A 17,196-nucleotide genomic window follows, 5' to 3' on the forward strand; every position below is an offset into this window, starting at 1 on the left:
TTTTCATTACATTACGACCGCTTTTGCAGGCTAGCTTGTGAGTGCTTGCTAGACGCGCCGCGCGAGCGGCGCTCGATCTGATAGGCGCTGATGATTTTGTGACTGGCCCCTCACCCACAACGCCGATCAAAAATGAATCCCCAGCCCCCCACGAGCCACCAAAAAATCAGATTAAACCTCTTCCTTGTAGTCCATTTCCCAAACATACTCCCGCCGCCTTTTTTCCGTTGCGGCTGCTCAGGGAGCGTTCTAGTCTCGGCGAGTCGTTGCATATCAACGACACAGCTTTGACAGGCTGCGACGAAAAATCGTGTACGGCTCGCCCTCTATGGCGGCTGTGCGTGCGGGCACGCTCGCGTGCGCCGGAATTTTACGATTTTCGCCGGTCTGTCAACCCACGCACAGCTGCCACCCTCTGTTTGACAGCAGACAGGTGGCCGCACCGGAAAGGAAAATCGTTATGCTGAAGATCGTCCCCGACCCACCCCATCACCACCACTCCCTCGAAGACACCCTCATCCAGGCCACCGAGTACGCCCTGTGCGCCTTGACCGTAGCCCATCAGGCGGTACTGGCCCAGCCCAAGTCCCCGGCCACGATCCTGATGATGGCGTCGATGCACGAAGTCGAATCGCTGCGCGTGCTGCTCGAATCGGCGTTGATCCAGGTGCAGATGCCCAAGGCCCCACAGACGCTGCAGTAGCCCGCGCCCGGCCCTGTTCGCCGGCAAGCCGGCTCCTACCGGGTGGACTGCCCCCAAAAACTTGGACAGATCAGCTAGCAGCCTGGGCCCTGTACTCAACAGGGCTTAGGCCGTCCAGCTTCAGTCTGATACGGTCGTGGTTGTAGTAGCGGATGTATTCGTCCAGGCCTGCTTTCAATTCTTCCACGCTTTCGAACCGCTTCAGATAGAAAAACTCTGACTTGAGCGTGCCGAAAAAGCTTTCCATTGCCGCGTTGTCCAGGCAATTGCCTTTACGCGACATGCTCTGCTTCACACCGTGACGCTTAAGCGTGTCGCGGTATTGAGCCTGCTGGTAGTGCCACCCTTGATCAGAGTGGATTACCAGCTTTGGCTCATCGCCCAAACAGCCCAGCGCCTTATCCAGCATGCTTCCAACCAAGCTGTAGCTGGGGCGGCTGGCCGTCTCGTAGGCCACAATCTCGCCGTTGTATAGATCCATCACTGGCGAGAGGTAGAACTTCTGCTGGGCCACTTTGAACTCGGTCACGTCAGTCACCCACTTCTGATTCGGGCGCTGGGCGATAAAATTTCGCTCCAACAGGTTCGCCGCGATCTTGCCGACAATTCCGCGGTACGACCGATATTTCTTGCGGCGCACAACCGATTGCAGCCCCATTCCAGCCATCAGTCGCTCCACGACCTTCTTGTTGACCACTGTCCCTTGGCGCCTGATCGAAAGCGCAACACGGCGGTAGCCATACAGCCCCTTTTCCTCGTGATAGACGCGCTGAACCAACTCTTTGAGCGCAGCATCCTTGTCCGGCTTTTGCTGGATTTTCACTTGGTAGTAGAAGGTGCTGCGAGCCAACTCAACCAGCGCCAGGAGGCACGCCAAGGGGAATCGATCCTTGAGCTTGGCGACGATCAGCGCTTTTTCGTCTGACTTCGCTCTTTTGACTCCCTCAAGGCCTTTAACTCCTTTAGGACAGCATTCTCCATACGTAGATATTCGAGTTCAGCCAGCAATTGCTCGCGAGGTTTGTCCGCATCATGGGCGTCGGTTGGCTTTACAGGCTTGATGTTCTTCGGCACGGCAGTCGGCTTTTTGGGTTGCTCAGGTGTGGGATGACCACTGTAGTACTGCTGCTCCCAAATGCCTATTCGCGAAGACTGGCCAAGGCCAAAATGCGCTGCAGTTTGGCGCATCGAGAGCCGATGCTCGCGCATGTGCCGCACTACTTGCTGCTTGAAGTCATCACTGTAACGAAGGCTCTTTGGCTTAGGCGCAACGCTGGAGTGCGCCTGGTGACTGGCGACCCATCGCCGCAGCAGACTGACATCGATACCAAAATGCTGCGCCACCTTCCTGAAGCCATTGAGGCCTTCAAGGTAGGTGGTGATGGCTGTGAGCTTGAAGCGCTCGGTGTATTTGCTCATAACTCCCCCAAGGGTTGGATTGGTGTCCAACTTCTTGGGGGCAGTCCAGGGGGCTGCGTTTCACCTGTAGGAGCCAGCCTTGCTGGCGAAAGGGCCCGCCCAGGCCCCGAAAAATCCAGGGAGACAAAACAATGACAACAGACGAAACCACCCCCAACACCACCGCCGGCAAAACCAAGTTCTACCAAGGCGAAGGCCAGACCGCCCCGCTGTTCTGCATCGAGCCCGGCATCCCCTGCCAGCACGCCCGCGAACAGGCCTCGGAACTGATGGGCTGCGTGCGCGACCTGACCATCGCCGGGATCATGGAAGAAAAGCCGCAACTGCTCTGGGCCTCGTATTACCTGAGCGCGCTGGCCAAGGCGCTGATGGATGACGCCGAGCTGGGAATGAGTCACTGAGTGTCGCGGTGCCTGGGGGCGGTGCGCTGTCTCCCAGGCAATCGTGTTGAACGCTACGGAAGCCGACCATGCCCCACCTGCCGTGGCCACGTACCGACTGTTGCCCGTCAGCCTTTCCAAAGAGGAAAGGGGGCAGATTTATTCTCCCTACTTTAATTCAGGCTATCCTGCTTCATCGGCTCGATGCACTTACTGGAAATTTGATTAGCGCATGAGAATAAATCTGTGCCCTTTTACTCCGCTTCGGCCCCGCACAGTCAGAAATTAGCGCAAAAAATAAGCCATGCCATTTTTTCTGAAAAAACATTACTCCACATAAGAACCAAAATACTCACACATCATATCACCAATCACCCCAAAGTCCTGCCCTCCTGCCTGAAGCAACTCAGTAAACCAACTAAGCTCGTCCGCCAAGATTTCTAAGTTTTCTTCATCTATACCCAAGACTGACTCTGCCAAGCGAGCCTGCAACGCCCTGGAGCTTTTGAAGTCCCTTACCGAGTCTTCCTCGACAAGTTCCCCCCTCCACCTGGATGCCAACTCCGAGCACTGCTGCGCAGTTACATCCCCTGACACATATTGCTCCAAAAAGCTTATCGGATCTTGTAGCCCACTCGAAAACTCATAATCTATTTTTCTAAGAAGCTTGAGCATAAAGCCTCTCAACAATACGTTCGCATCATGCCCATTCTTTGGCCAACGTATTTCCCCCATCGCAAAGCTCATTCCAATTCAACTCCAAAATAGCTCATGACACACTTAAAACTCCTGCATACTGAATGCGAGAAAAATGCAATAAGAGGAGGCTGCATTTCCCCGATTCTGGGCTGCGCCCTTAACTTAATGGTGCGTGCTATCAAGGCCAGTCCTTCGTATTTACCCCGGCACGGGTGGGTACCGCAGATCACAGGCTGACGTTCGGATCACTCAGTTTTAAACGGATGAATGTAATCTTCAAAATATTCGATCTCGCTAATCGCCTTGGCTTTCATCTCTCCTTCGAATTCACGCTGACCATTGATTTTCCTTAGCACATGCTCTTCCACATCTGTATTTCGCGTATTGTAAAATTTCCGCTCTCTATCTGCAGACCTGCTGCCGGCAACCAATTTATCGAAAGCAGAGTTTATCAGCTCACTACCCGTGTATATTAGGGAACTCGTCTCCTCACAATCAAATTTCAAGTAAAGCATTGCTTTTTTCAAGGCATTAATTTCCCCTTGATTAAGCATTATAGGGCTCTCTGTAAATTCATCCACAACGCGCTCCTTTTCTCGCATTGACTTGCACTAGAAAAGGGTGATTTATTGTCCCTACTCTAATATCAGGATGCCCTGCCTCATCTGCTCGGTGCGTTCCCTGGAAATTCGATTAGAGAATAAAAATAAATACATCCCCTTTTCCTGAACACTACAAAGCTAAAACGGCAATGCAATTTTCTTGTTAATACATTTATCAAAAAGGTCAGTCAACTCTTTAAAAACCAAGCCCCACTCAGTTACGTAATTCGCCCTACTAATGACAACCACAGTATCAGGGATATTTCCATGATATTGACCTACACCAGGGCCTTTTTTGTATGCGAGCACTACGTCTTCGCCTGTTACTTCGTAATGCAGATAAAAATCAGCACCTTGCTCACAGAACCAAATATAACCCTTACCCTCCCAGTCACTTTTAACACGCACAACTGAATTAACGATATCTTCGTAGCATATCGTTACGTCCGGCCAAACCTCAAGATACATCGCACAATCATCACTCAACCTTACCAACAACTCACAATAAACATACCGCCTTAACTCTTCCAAAGCATATTGAAAAGGCGTCAACTCTTCATCTATATCGTCCGCATCGCCAACTGGATCTCTATATAGGGTTTTTATTGAAATCTCCATTATCAACCTCCTGGAACTTATGGATAAGCAGTTATAGGCCCACCCCCTAATTACCCCCTTATAACATCTATTTTTTGGTTGTGCCGCAAGCGTAGAAAAGGGGACAGGTTTATTCCCCCTACTCAAAAATAGGAAAATAAACCTGTCCCCTTTTACTCACTTCGGCCGGGGCCCAAGCCTGGGGCTTTATCAGATTATTTCCCTGACGTCACCCCATGCGCAAACCGCGCCCCATCACCCAACTCAATATAACATCTGAAAATACCTAATCTTAGCTGCGCCTTATTCCATCGTATTTTTCAATCCTCCAAATACGGATCAAAATAACCAATCATTATCTCCCGAACCACTCTGTAATTCACCCCTGCGGACTGAAGAATCTCAGTAAACCAACTTAACTCATCTGCCAAACCATCCACATTGCTTTCATCAATCCCTAAAATAGAGTCGGCAAGTCGGGCCTGAATAGCTATAGAACTTTCAAAATCTCTTACTCCATCCTCTCCAGAAAGCTCACTCTTCCATCTCGCAGCAAGCTCAGAACAGTGCTCCGAACTAATTCTCCCGGAAACATATCCCTCCAGACATTCAATGGGATCCTGCAGGTCACCTGCAAATCTGAATTCAATCGCCAAAAGAGCTTCCAGCATAAACTTTCTTAGCAACAAATTCGCATCGCGCCCGTTTTCAGGCCACACTATTTTACCCATCGCAAAACTCATTCCCATTCCACTCCAAAATGACCCATGATATCCCTACAGCTTCTGCATGCAGGCTTTGGTGTATTGTGACCTCGGCCGGACTCCCCTACGTTGACTGCCTTAGCTTTTCCGCCCGCAGGGTTAACCCCATCTTCAAACGCTTTATCTAGACAAACAACTTCAGCGCATCCACCATGCCATTTCTCTTGACTCGACAAAGGCGTCCCCATTAGCGCCCCGGTTACAACTGGAGAGTGTTTAACTTTTTGTCCACTTACGCCCGTGTATACCCTATCCCCAATTCTTAGCTCAGCCGCCGCACCGGATAGTCTTCCTGATGCCAGTGCAGCGTCTGCCGCAGCCTCTGCAGAATTGTGGTTTTGACTACCAGTATTCCTTTTTTTGCTGAGGCCTAGGGGGTCAGTCCAAGATATTGTGTTAGGTGCATACACCCACAGATTCAAGCCCCCAGCATAGCCGATAGGATCCTGATTTATGAAACGGCCTGGCCTCGGGTCGTAATACCGATACCGGTTGAAGTGCAGCCCGGTCTCGTGGTCGTGGTACTGCCCCTGGAAACGAATCGGGTTGCCCAGGCCATGCTGCTTAGCCCAGTCCGAACGTTCCTCTCGGACCTCGCCCCACGCCTTGTACTGCCCGGTCCAGGCAACGTGGCCCTGCTCATCGGTCAGTTCCATCGGCGTACCAAGGTGGTCGCACTGGTACCAGGCAATCGCGTCGAACGCCTGTGGTTTCACCTCGGTGTGCCACAACGGATCCTGATCGAAGTCGTAATCGCGCTGGCTCCAGTCCGGTTGCTTGTGCAAGCGGATCGGGCTCTTGCGCAAAGCCTGGGCAACCGGCACGAAGCTGCCTGGTTCGTACAGGTAATGCACGGTGCGGCCGGTGTCGCCTTCATCGCGTGGCGGTGAACTCTCCCAGGCCAGGGTGTCGCCATCCCAGCCGAACAGGGTGAAGCCACAGCCAAGTTCACGTTGCCGCTTGGCCCGTTGCAGCTGGTTCCAGCCGGTCCCCGCCTCGGGGCGATCCCAGAAGTGCGCCACCGAGTGCTTGTGCAGACGACGCCCCAGAGCATCGTAGCTGTAGTCGACCTTGAGCTTATCGTCGTTGTAGCTGGCCAGCCGGTCGAACAGGTCCCAGGTGAAATGGGCGTGGGAGCCGTTATGCAGGCGGTGCACCAGGTTGCCGCGTTCGTCGTAACGGTAATGGGTACCGGCATACTCGCGCAGCAGGTTGTCCATCAGTTTGTTACGACGCGGATCGGCTTCCAGCGGGCGATTCAGTTCCTGAGTCTTCTGGTCCAGCAGGTTACCGGCCGGGTCGAAGGCGAAGGTTTCCACGCCCAGGCGGCTGGAGGCCTTGAGCAAGCGGCCGACGGGATCGTACTGGTACTCCAACGGCCCCCGACGGCTGTCGTGGATGTTGGTCAGCTGGCCGGCGGCGTCATAGCGGTACTGACGCTTGAGCAAGGTGGACTGGCCGTCATGGCTGCCCAGCAGCTGCTCCTGCAAACGCCCGGCCGGGTCCCAAGCCTGGGTTTGCATCAGCTTATTGCCCTGGTGCCGCACCACCTCGCGGTGCAGGTCATCCCGCTCATAGGCCAGCATTTCGTGCTGGTCGAGGGTCATGCCGAGCAGGTGGCCGCTACCGTAGGTCAGCCAGCTGACCTTGTGGCCATCCGGGCGAACCGTTGCGGTGCGCTGGTTGAGCGCATCGTATTCGTGCTGCCACACCGCAACCATCGGCGTACCGGTGGCCAGATAGTGCTGGTGCTCACGAGTCAGGTTACCGGCCTCATCGAAGAACCATTGCAGCTTGCTGGCCGCGTTGACCGCCTGAACCAGCTGACCATTGCCGTCGTAGGCGAAGGTTTCGCTCTGGCTTTGATCACCCAGGCGCGCCGTACGCTCGCGCAATCGGCCCATGCGGTCGAAGGTCAGGTCGATACGACGTTGCCCGACCTGGGTGCTCGCCAACCGACCGCTGTACGGGTCGTACTGGTAACGGGTGACCAGCCCATCGAAACCGGTCTCCTGCAGCAGCCGGCCCACCGGGTCATAGAGGAAGTTGGCCTTGCTCTCGTTTTCGTTCTCCAGCCCGATCAAGCGGCCGAGCTTGTCCCAGCGATAACGCAAGGTGTGTTCGTTGGCATCGACCCGTTCAGCGAGCAAGCCTGCGGCGCTGTACGCCCAGGTGGTACAGCGGTCGAGGGCATCGACATGGGCCAGCAGACGACCTTCGGCGTCATAGTTGAAACGCTCCTCGGTCTTGTCCGGATGAGTGACCTTGGCCAGTTGCCCGGCCTTGTACTCGTAGGCGGTCTTGTTGCCGGCTGCATCGGCGAACTCGGTCAACTGGCCAAAGGCGTTGTACACCCAGCTACTGGTCTTGCCGGAACAGTCGGTGTATTCGAGCAGTTGCCCGGCATCGTTGTAGGCAACCTTCTTCTCGTTACCGAGCGCGTCCTTGATCGCCTTAACCAACCCGGCCGGGGTGTAGGCGAACTCGGTCTTGTTGCCCAGTGGGTCGACGGTCTCGACCAGGTTGCCGCGCTCGTCATAGTCGCGTAGCCACAAACCACCCTCGGCATCACGCAGCTTGATCGGCTGGTCGTGATCGTCGTAGGCGTAGTGCACGGTGCTGTGATCCGCGCGGATGTGCTTGAGCAGGTTGCTGCGCTCATCGTAGACGTAGCGGTCCTGGCTTCCGTCGGGGTGGACGTGGCGAATGACGTTCTTGCGCACGTCACGGAACAGCCATTCCTCCCGGCCATCCGGGTACTTGATGCGGTAGGTGTAGCCCTGCTGGTCGTAGTAGTGCCAAGTTTCCTGGCCATGGGCATCGGTGACGTAGGTCAGGCGGATGCGCTCGTCCCACTGCAGGCGGGTTTCATAGCTGCCATCGTCGGCCCATTCGCGGATGGCCTTGGCGTGTGGGCCGGAACCATCCCACTCGAGGTTGATTCCACGGTCGGTGCGGTCGGTGTAGCGGGTGATGAGGTGATGCTGGTAGGCGTAGCGCCAGGCCGCACCGTGTTCGTCCTGGGCCGCGATCAGGTCGCCCTGGTCGTCGTAGTGGTAGGCGCACAACTGACGCAGCGGCTTGCCATCGACCACCTGCCACAGGCCTTGGATATGCCCATGGTCATCGAGCAACGTACCCAGTTGCAGGTGCACCTTGGTCGGGTCGTCGTCCTGATAAGTGTTGATGTCCGACAGCACAGGCCGGTCGTGATGGCGATGCTCGTAGTGCAGCATCGCGCCGGCACCACTACGCAGTTGGATATGCGTCAGGTAGAAGCGGTCGCCATGGCGGGCGTAGGTCTCGCGACGATCCAAACCACGCAGCAGCACCAGTTGCTGCTCGGCGGTACGCACCAGGGTGAAATACTCCACCGCATCGTGGTGCGGCTTGCCCTGCTTGGGCAATGGGTAGTCGTGGCTGCGACCGTCGTAGTCGTGGAACACCACGCCTTGGTCGAGCACATCGATGCACGTGGTGAACTCGGTGAGCCAGCGAGCGCCGAGGCTGCTGTCATCCAGCTTGTCCAATCGCGAGTTATAAGTCCGCGTCCACTCGATCGGGAACGGGCCGGGCATGCTGAAATCGGTGTGCGACAGCGTTTCGCTGCCAAGGGCGAAGTTGATCTGCAGTTGCGTGCCTGCGGCCACCTTGTTCTTGCAGCAACTCGGCGCGCCGGTGGCAGGCACTTGTGTGGTAATCGACTCGGTACGCCCTTCAGCCCCCTGCACCTTCGCTTCGGTGACGGTGTTCTGCTTGACCACCGCATCCTTGCCCTTGGGGTTACGGGCATGCCAGATCACGCTGCTGTTGTGCAGGATACGCCGCATGTTCTCGATCGAATGCGGGTTGGCCGCGCTGGACAGGCTCAACAGCTTGCCGCTCATTTGCGGCCCGAGGGTGCGGAACTGCTTGGTGTAACCCAGCACTTCTTCCTGCACCCGGGTAGGCACGGCATTGCTCATGAGCGTGTTGGCCGCGCCCTTGCCCATTGCCGAGTAGGCGTTGCTCAGCGCGCCGAAGGCGTTCTCGAAGGCCACCGACGGGTCGGACTTCCAAGTTTCGCTGACCTTTTGCGCCAGTTGCGCGGCCTTGTCGAGGTCGCCCTTGCTGTCGAGCTTGCCGAGGACGATGGCGTCGATGGCATCGGCGGTGTTGTTGATCAGCTTTTCGCCGGTCTTGGCGGCTTCGGTGAGGATCGGGGTGAGCTGGCCTTCTGCGTCGGCAAGGAACTTGTCCAGCTCGCCGAGCAGGTCGGCGTTGAGGTGGCCGACGATGATCTCGACCAGCGCGTCGCCGAGGACCTGTTTGCGCTCCTGGCGAGCCAGGGTCAGCATCGGCCGCAGGCCCTTGCGCGCCGCGGCCATGGTCGGTGGCGCGGGGATCACGCCGATCAGGTTGATGCCCAGGCTCACCCAATCCCACGGGTCGGGTTCCTTGGCACTGGCCAGGTTGACGATATCGCCCACGGCATCGACCAGGGCGATGATGTTGCCGATTACCGGCAGCACCTCGGCGGTGTCCTTGAGCCGTTCGAGGTTGACGTAGCCGCCGCTGATCTCGCGCAGCCAGGCGTCGAACACGGCGGCGCCGCGGCTGACGTCGGCCATGCCGATCTGGTCCAGGGGAACGACCGCCGCCTGGGCTGGACGTGGTTTTTCAGAGGTATCGGCGGTCATGACATCAGTTCACTTGGCAGAAGATCGGTAGCAGTGCTCAGGCTTGGGGCCTTGAAAGCGGGGAGTTTGGGCATCGCCGGCAGCTTGGGCAGGCTTGGCAGGCTGGCCATGGCTCCTTGCGCAGCGCTGCTTGCCTTGCCAGCGGCGCCCAGGGCGTTGGAGGCAGCCGGCAGCGCCGAGCTGGCGGCACTGGCCAGTTGCGGCAGGCCGGCGACGCCGCCTTTGAGCGCGCCTTGCACCTGCTGCGCACTCTGCATCGCGCCTTGCCCGGTCTTGAGCAGGTTCATGCCGGTCTTGGCCGCGTCCATGCCGCTGCCGGCCAGCTGCTTGGCCTTGTCGAACAGGCCACCTTCGCCCTTGGGCAGCGGCAGCTTGTCGACCAGCGATTCGAGCTGGGTCGACAGGCTGTTCGGGTCGGGTGGCTGCACCGGCCAGTCGACTTCGCCGATGTAGCTGCTCGGTGCCCACGGGGGCGTCGGGTCGCGGCCGAAGGTGACCCAGGCCGGCCCGGGCGCGGCGCCGGACACGGCGTTGAAGCCCTGCCCGTCCAGCGAGCCCTTGAGCACCGTGCCCAGGGCGTCGGTGACTTCGTAATCGCCGGCCTTGATGCCCTTGGTGTTGGCGTACAGGTTGAACAGCTCCAGCGCGCCTTTGCCGGGCTTCGGTGGCTCGGGGAAGGTGCCGGCCATGCTCGCCGCGCCGATGTGGGCGAACTGCGCCGCATGGGCGGTGTAGTTGGCGCTGGTGACGTGGGTGATGCCGCTGGCGTTGTAGGTGGTGGCACTGCCGCCGCCCTGCACCACCAGTTCGGTCTTGGCCTTGAGGATGATGCGGTCGGCGTTGGCGGTGATGTCGAGCTTGGCCAGCAGGTTGATGCTGTCCTTCAGGGCGCGGATGTCGATGTCGCCGGAGGCCGACACCAGCTTCCAGCCCAGGCTCTGCACGAAGAAGCGCATGCCCTGGCTGGCACTGGCCAGCAGGCGTTTGCCGATCGACATACTGGTGTGGCCGGTACTGCTCAGCGCCAGGTGGCTGCCGCTGGTGAGGTGGTTGGGGCCGGGGGTGGTCAGGGCGATGCCGGCCGGGCTCGAGACCACCAGGTGCGGCTGGGTGAATTCGGCGAACTCGTTTTTCGTGAGGTCGCCCGGGCCGCTGCCGAGAATGCCCATGTGCTGCTTGTGCAGGTCCTTGGCCACGGCGTCCTGGTCGCCGGGCTCCTGGGCCTGCATCTGCTTGGCCAGTTCCGCCAGGCTGTCCTGCTGCTCGCTGGCGGTGGCCAGGCGTTCGGCGGTTTCCGGCAGGTCCTTGTGGTGCTTGGCCTCGTTCGGGCGCGGTTCGGTGGTGATCAGTAGGCCACCGGCTGCACGCACGGCGCCGTGGCGGTCGGTGCGCAGCTCGAAGCCTTCGCCACGGGGTGCACCGCCGCTCGGGCGTGGGTGGGTCAGGTAACCGAGGTTCAGCGCACTGGCGCCGTGGTCGCTGCGCAGGGCGATGCTGATTTCGCTGGTGGTGTCGTCGATGCGCAGTTCGTTGCCGCGGCTGCCCTTGTATTCCTTGCTCTTGATCGTGGCCAGGGTCTTGAGGTCGGGCAGCTTGTAGTGCGGCATGTTCACGCCGTGGTACAGGCAGCCGGTCACCAGGGGCTGGTCGGGGTCACCTTCGAGGAAGCTGACCAGCACTTCCATGCCGACCCTTGGCAATTGCAGGCCGGCGATGCCCTGCCCGGCCCAACTGCTGGCCACGCGCATCCACACGCTGGACTTGTCGTCGGCGCGGCCTTCGCGATCCCAGAAGAACTGCACCTTGATACGGCCGTATTCGTCGCAGTAGATCTCCTCGCCGGCCGGGCCGCTGACCACCGCGCGCTGCTCGCCGAGCACCTTGGGTTTCGGGTGGTTCAGCGGCGGGCGGTACGGTTGCTCCCACGGGGTGACCACGAAGAAGTTGCGGTAGCCCTGCTGGAAGCCGTCGAAGCGCGGGTCGATGTCGCTGGTGATGGCTTCTTCCAGCACCTGCGGCTGGCGGCCCTGGTGCTGGATTTCGGTGAGCAGCCAGAGGTCGTTCCACTGAGCATTGGGGTGCGCACTCAGGGTCAGGAAGTGCCCGCTGGCCAGCAGCGGCTGGTCGCTGTCGCCGCTCGCCTGACGGTAGTCGCTGCGGTGGCGTTCCAGGGCGCGGTTGGCCAGGTGCTTGCCGCGCGGGCGGTCGAGGAAGCGGCCGGGGTAGTCGTAGTCTTCCAGGGCCGGCTCGTCGTGGCTGTCGGCCTCGCCTTCGAGCTGGATCAGCGGTTTCTTGAAGTCGTAGTCGCGGCGGGTGACGCTGCTGGTGCGGGTTTCCAGGCGCAGGGCGAAGCGCTTGATCATCGGCGTGTCGGCGACCAGCCCGGAGTCGTGCTGGAACTGCACCGGGGCCAGTTTCGGGAACACCGTCTGGTCGTCGCCGAACACCAGCTGGTGGCCGTCGGCGCTGTGGCGGAAGTGGTAGTGGATACCCTCCTCTTCGCACAGGCGCTGGATGAACTGCAGGTTGGACTCGTCGTACTGCACGCAGTACTCGCGCTGCGGGTACGTCGCGCCCAACTGGAATTGGTAGGCGTTGGCGAGGATGCCGTGTTCCTCGAGCACCTGGGCGATGATCTCCTGCACGGTCTTGTGCTGGAACATGCGCTGGTTGATGCGGTGGGCCAGGTAGGCCAGCTGCGGGCGCAGGGTGACCTGGTAGCGGGTCAGGCGCTTGCCGGCCTCGCCTTGCGCGGCGCGGTAGATCAGGCCGTGCAGGCCGCGGCCGTCGTCGCCGAGCTGGAGGAACGCGGGCTTGTGCAGCAGGCTCTCCAGGTCCCGCGAGGGGTGCTCGCTGACCAGTTCCAGGTCGATGGCGTAAGGTTGGCTGATGGCCTCCTTGCCGTCGAAGGCAAGCACCTGGAAGTCGTGCTCCAGGCCGTCGATGTGCAGGCTGAAATGGGTCTGGTTCGCGGCGGCAAACATCCCTGTCCCTCAATGGTGCGGAAATTGGATGGTCAAAACGACCGCAGCCCGCGGCGCGAACGCGGCGGGCTACGGTGGAGTCCAGGCCTTAGCCCGCGACCGGCGCGCGCCAGTCGTCGGAACCGGAAGTACCGGACACTTCGTGGGTCCAGGTGATCTTGCGGTAGGTGAAGTGCACGTCTTCCAGGTGGGTGAAGTGGGCATTGCCCGGGTCCTGGCAGTTGTGCATGTAGTCCTTGATGTCGACGATGATCGCGTCTTCCAGGACGGTGGTGTAGTAGTGCTCCTGAGTGCCCTGGGCCGAGGTGCGGTACCACTTGATCTCGACCTTGGTCATGCGCTCGCCCGAGGTCAGGGCGGCCAGCAGCAGTGGCGAGGATTTGTCGAAGACCTTGGTGATCTTCACCGGCTTGTGCACGCGCTGGCCGGTCGGCTGGCCGGACTGCGGGTCACGCGGGATGATCACTTCGTGTTCGAAGCCCTGGACCATGACCTGGTCTTCGTGGCCTTCCTGGTAGGTGTTGCCCACCGAGTCGGCGGTGAACGCGCCGGCGGTGATCAGACCTTGTTTTTCGCCGGTGACGGCCATGTAGGCGGGAGTTGCCATGTGTTGCTCTCCTTGCTGGATAAGTGCCTGTTCTGGCAGGAAATTGCCAGTTGGCTAGCAAGAGAGTTATCAAAAGTCGTGCCAGAAAATATTTTCTTAGTATTTTCAATTGCTTACAAACGCCATGCATCCATTTAGATGCTTCCGGAAGAAAAAACCATCCAAAAGTTGCGCAACTTTTTGCGCAGTGGTGGCAAAAAGTTGCGCAGTTGGCTGCAGGCCTTGCTGCGCATGCTCTACATCAATGTATTCACACACTTATCCACATTCGAGTGCGCAACTTCTTGCGCAGTTGACCAGAAAGTCAGATTTCCCAAGCAAGGCCAAAACGAGTGATCCCAGGAAGCTGGCCCGGGCATAAAAAAAGGGGCCAACCCCTGCCAAGAGATATGGCCCCAACGCACCTGCGAGAATCGCTTGCCTGAAGAGGGTCTTGCCGGTCAGCGCGCGGTGATCACCGCCAGCTTGCTGATGCCGGCCCGTTCGATGGCCGCCATTGCCCGGGCGACCTCGCCGTAGTTCACGCCATCGTCGGCCTGCAGCTGCACGCGCAGCTCGGCATCCTTGCCCTTGGCGGCCTTGAGGTTGGTCTCCAGCAGGTCCGGCTGGATCTCGTCCTTGTTGATGAACAGCTTGCCGCTGCCATCGATGCTCACCACCAACGGGTCCTTCTGCTCCACCGGGGCGACGGCCTCGGTCTTGGGCAGGTTGATGGGGATGGCGTTGGTCAGCAGCGGCGCGGTGACGATGAACACCACCAGCAGCACCAGCATGACGTCCACCAGCGGCGTGACGTTGATTTCACTCAACACTTCATCGCTGTCCTGGGTCGAGAAGGCCATGTCAGGAGGCCTCCTTCACAGGTTGGGTGAAGCCGGTGTGCTGGCGCTGCACCGCCGGGTGCACCAGCACGCGGAAGGCACTCTTCTGCGCCAGGCTGTAGAAGTCGTGGGCGAAGTCGTCGAGGTCGGCCGCGGTCAGCTTCAGGCGACGGAGGAAGTAGTTGTAGACCAGCACCGCCGGCACCGCGACGGCGATACCCACGCCGGTGGCGACCAGCGCCGCGCCGATCGGGCCAGCCACGGTTTCCAGGCTGGCCGAGCCTGCCGCGCTGATGCCCTTGAGGGCTTCCATGATGCCCCACACGGTGCCGAACAGGCCAATGAACGGCGAGGTGCTGCCGATGCTGGCCACCACCGCCAGGCCGGTTTCCAGCGAGCGGCGCTCGCGGACAATCTGCTGGCGCAGGGCACGCTCCAGGCGGTCCTGGTGGTTGATGGCCTGGCTCAGGTCACTGGCCTGGCCAGGCTCGCCGACCGCAATCGCCGCGAAGCCGGCCTGGGCGACGCGGGCGGCCGGGCCGGGCAGGTCGTGGGCGGGCTCGGCGGCGGAGTCGAGGCTGGACGCGGCCCAGAACTGCTGGTGGAAGCGCTTGTCCTGGTTCTTCAGGCGCACGAACTGCACGACCTTGGCCAGGGCCAGCGCCCAGGTGGCGACGGAGAAGCCGACCAGCAGCCAGATGACCGCGCTTTCAACGGATTCGAGAGGGGATGCCAACAGGCTCATGATGTAGTCCTTCCTTTGTGCGGTCGCGAGTTAACGAAGCTTGAAATCGATGGGTACGCTGACCCAGCCCACCTGGGCCACATCGCCCTGCTTGGCCGGCACGAAGCTCCAGCGCTTCACGGCGGCCAGCGCGGCGGCGTCCAGGGCGTCCCGGCCGCTGCTCTTCTGGAGCTGGATCTGCCCCGGCTTGCCGCTGGGCAGCACCTCGACCCGCAGCAGCACGGTGCCTTCCCAGCCACGGCGCAGGGCCATCTGCGGGTACTCCGGCGCCGGGTTCTTCAGGTAGGCGGCGTTGGCCGAAGCCGGGGTGACCGGCGCGGGTGGCGTGGGGGCCGGCGCCGGGGGTGCGGGCGCGGCCACCGGTGTTGGCGGTGGCGCCTCGACCGGCTTGGGCTGCGGCTTGGCCACGGGCTTGGGCGCAGGCTTGGGTTTAGGGACCGGCTTGGGCGCGGGCTTGGCGGCCAGTTCGTCGACCACGGGTGGCGGTGGTGGCGGCTGGACCACTGGGGCCGGCGGCGGCGGTTCGACCACTGGCGGCGCCGGGGCGGCGAATTCGATGGTCATGGGCGGAATCTGCGGCGCAACGACCGGCAGCTCGGGCGTGGGCTGATGGCTGACCCAGTACGCCGCGACGCCGTGCAGCACCAGCACCAGCAGGCCGAGCGCCAGTTTGTCGCGGCGCTTCAGGCCACTGACCGGCGTGCGTTGCAGGCGCAGTTGCGCGAGCGGCAGGCGCAGGGTGCGGCCAAGCTCGACGAGCTCCCCCGGCGCGGGGCGCCAAGGCTGGTCGTAGGCCCGGGCGGCGGTCTGGACATTACCCATTGCTTGAGGCTCCTGGGGTGTTGATTCAGGTGTGTGGCTGAATCATCAGTGCCAGATGCTTAGCTCATAAAGTAATGTTTAAACGTAAAGTTAGACCTGTATGGAATATTTATTTTGATGGACTGCCCGCAGCCCGCGTCGTTCGTGGCTTGCCGCAAAACAGCTCACGAACGATGCTTTATCGGCATTCAAAATATTCGTTCAAGGCATCAGCTCGCCGCGAGGGCTTCGCCCTCGATCGCGGCTAAAGCCGCTCCTACAAAGAGATCGCGGTGCCCTGTGAGCGGGCCTTGTGCCGCGATGGGCTGCGCAGCAGCCCCGATAACGCTCAGGCAATAAAAAACCCGGGACCATGCCCGGGTTTTTCATTCATGCCTGCAGTTCAGATATCCGCCACCTTCTGCCACACCTTCGGCCGGAAGAACAACGTCTCCCCCCGCGCCAGCCCGGTCAGGCTGTCGTGGTCCTTGACCACTTCGGCTTCGATCAGCTCGCTCTGCCCTTCCACCTTCAGGGTCACTCGGGTGGTCGCGCCCAATGGGCGGATATCACGCACTTCGGCGGCATGATGCCCCTCGGTCTCGTGGCGCGACAGCGACACCTCGTGCGGACGGAACAGCACATGATGCCCTTCGCTCAGCGCCAGGCGGTTGGAGTCGCCGAGGAAGTGGTAGACGAAGTCGTTGGCCGGCTTCTCGTACACCTCGCCGGGCGAACCGATCTGCTCGATCACACCCTTGTTCATCACCACGATGCGGTCGGCGACTTCCATCGCCTCTTCCTGGTCGTGGGTGACGAACACCGAGGTCAGGTTGATATCCTCGTGCAGGCGCGCCAGCCAACGGCGCAGCTCCTTGCGCACCTTGGCATCCAGCGCCCCGAACGGTTCGTCGAGCAGCAGCACCTTGGGCTCCACCGCCAGGGCGCGGGCCAGGGCGATACGCTGGCGCTGGCCACCGGACAGCTGCTCGGGGTAGCGGTCGGACAGCCAGTCGAGCTGGACCATGTTCAGCAGCTCATGGACCTTCTCGGCGATCTTGCTCTCGCTCGGGCGCTCGCCCTTGGGCTTCATGCGCAGACCGAAAGCAACGTTGTCGAACACGCTCATGTGGCGGAACAGCGCGTAGTGCTGGAACACGAAGCCGACGTTGCGATCACGCACGTCGTGGCCGGACACGTCCTCGCCATGGAACACGATGCTGCCGTCATCCGGGGTCTCGAGGCCGGCGATGATGCGCAGCAGGGTGGTCTTGCCGCAGCCGGACGGCCCCAGCAGCGCCACCAGCTCGCCGCTGTGGATATCCAGGTTGATGTTGTCCAGGGCCTGGAAGCTGTTGAAGCGCTTGCTGACGTTACGAACTTCGATCGACATGA

At 60.2% G+C, this 17,196-nt stretch carries 14 protein-coding genes; 2 read left to right on the plus strand and 12 right to left on the minus strand.

Annotated elements, in window-relative coordinates; genetic code table 11:
* The first annotated feature begins 460 nt into the window (after positions 1 to 460).
* Positions 461 to 703: a hypothetical protein gene (locus tag JYG34_RS24860; protein ID WP_213658785.1), complete on the plus strand. Its 243-nt coding sequence runs from the start codon at positions 461 to 463 to the stop codon at positions 701 to 703.
* Between the two features lie 70 nt (positions 704 to 773).
* Here the strand turns inward: JYG34_RS24860 and JYG34_RS24865 are convergent.
* Positions 774 to 2,122 (minus strand): IS3 family transposase gene (locus JYG34_RS24865; protein WP_434011162.1). Its coding sequence is split into 2 segments (ribosomal slippage): positions 774 to 1,663 and positions 1,663 to 2,122, totalling 1,350 coding nucleotides; the frame shifts between segments, so codons are not numbered across the junction.
* A gap of 131 nt (positions 2,123 to 2,253) precedes the next feature.
* Between JYG34_RS24865 and JYG34_RS24870 the strand changes: the two genes are divergently transcribed.
* Positions 2,254 to 2,523, plus strand: a complete 270-nt coding sequence (locus JYG34_RS24870) for a DUF3077 domain-containing protein (RefSeq protein WP_213658787.1) — start codon at positions 2,254 to 2,256, stop codon at positions 2,521 to 2,523.
* Positions 2,524 to 2,829: 306 nt separating this feature from the next.
* Here the strand turns inward: JYG34_RS24870 and JYG34_RS24875 are convergent, their stop codons facing one another.
* The 11 genes from JYG34_RS24875 to JYG34_RS24925 all read right to left on the minus strand — a co-directional run bounded on the left by JYG34_RS24875 (position 2,830) and on the right by JYG34_RS24925 (position 17,194).
* A complete protein-coding gene (locus tag JYG34_RS24875) occupies positions 2,830 to 3,249 on the minus strand; it encodes a hypothetical protein (protein ID WP_213658788.1) in 420 nt (139 codons plus the stop codon).
* 197 nt (positions 3,250 to 3,446) lie between these two features.
* Complete coding sequence (locus tag JYG34_RS24880) at positions 3,447 to 3,782, minus strand: hypothetical protein (protein WP_249746200.1); 336 nt, start codon at positions 3,780 to 3,782, stop codon at positions 3,447 to 3,449.
* Between the two features lie 159 nt (positions 3,783 to 3,941).
* Positions 3,942 to 4,421: a hypothetical protein gene (locus JYG34_RS24885; protein WP_213658789.1), complete on the minus strand. Its 480-nt coding sequence runs from the start codon at positions 4,419 to 4,421 to the stop codon at positions 3,942 to 3,944.
* A gap of 299 nt (positions 4,422 to 4,720) precedes the next feature.
* Positions 4,721 to 5,143: a hypothetical protein gene (locus JYG34_RS24890; RefSeq protein WP_213658790.1), complete on the minus strand. Its 423-nt coding sequence runs from the start codon at positions 5,141 to 5,143 to the stop codon at positions 4,721 to 4,723.
* Positions 5,140 to 9,843, minus strand: a complete 4,704-nt coding sequence (locus JYG34_RS24895) for an RHS repeat-associated core domain-containing protein (protein WP_213658791.1) — start codon at positions 9,841 to 9,843, stop codon at positions 5,140 to 5,142. Before JYG34_RS24895 ends, JYG34_RS24890 begins: the two co-directional genes overlap by 4 nt.
* Positions 9,840 to 12,827, minus strand: a complete 2,988-nt coding sequence (locus JYG34_RS24900) for a type VI secretion system tip protein VgrG (protein ID WP_213658792.1) — start codon at positions 12,825 to 12,827, stop codon at positions 9,840 to 9,842. The genes JYG34_RS24895 and JYG34_RS24900 overlap by 4 nt, the downstream gene beginning before the upstream one ends.
* A gap of 88 nt (positions 12,828 to 12,915) precedes the next feature.
* Positions 12,916 to 13,434 (minus strand): Hcp family type VI secretion system effector, encoded by a 519-nt coding sequence (locus JYG34_RS24905; protein WP_069015896.1) that lies wholly within the window; start codon positions 13,432 to 13,434, stop codon positions 12,916 to 12,918.
* Between the two features lie 440 nt (positions 13,435 to 13,874).
* Positions 13,875 to 14,276, minus strand: a complete 402-nt coding sequence (locus JYG34_RS24910; RefSeq protein ID WP_213658793.1) for an ExbD/TolR family protein — start codon at positions 14,274 to 14,276, stop codon at positions 13,875 to 13,877.
* Position 14,277: 1 nt separating this feature from the next.
* Positions 14,278 to 15,000, minus strand: a complete 723-nt coding sequence (locus JYG34_RS24915; RefSeq protein ID WP_011536259.1) for a MotA/TolQ/ExbB proton channel family protein — start codon at positions 14,998 to 15,000, stop codon at positions 14,278 to 14,280.
* Between the two features lie 30 nt (positions 15,001 to 15,030).
* On the minus strand, positions 15,031 to 15,822 hold the full coding sequence (locus JYG34_RS24920) for an energy transducer TonB (protein WP_213658794.1): 792 nt from the start codon (positions 15,820 to 15,822) through the stop codon (positions 15,031 to 15,033).
* A gap of 382 nt (positions 15,823 to 16,204) precedes the next feature.
* Entirely contained in the window at positions 16,205 to 17,194 is a 990-nt protein-coding gene (locus JYG34_RS24925; RefSeq protein ID WP_008093195.1) for a sulfate/molybdate ABC transporter ATP-binding protein, read from the minus strand.
* Between the last annotated feature and the right edge of the window lie 2 nt (positions 17,195 to 17,196).

Source organism: Pseudomonas entomophila (assembly GCF_018417595.1).
Lineage (GTDB): Bacteria > Pseudomonadota > Gammaproteobacteria > Pseudomonadales > Pseudomonadaceae > Aquipseudomonas > Aquipseudomonas entomophila_C.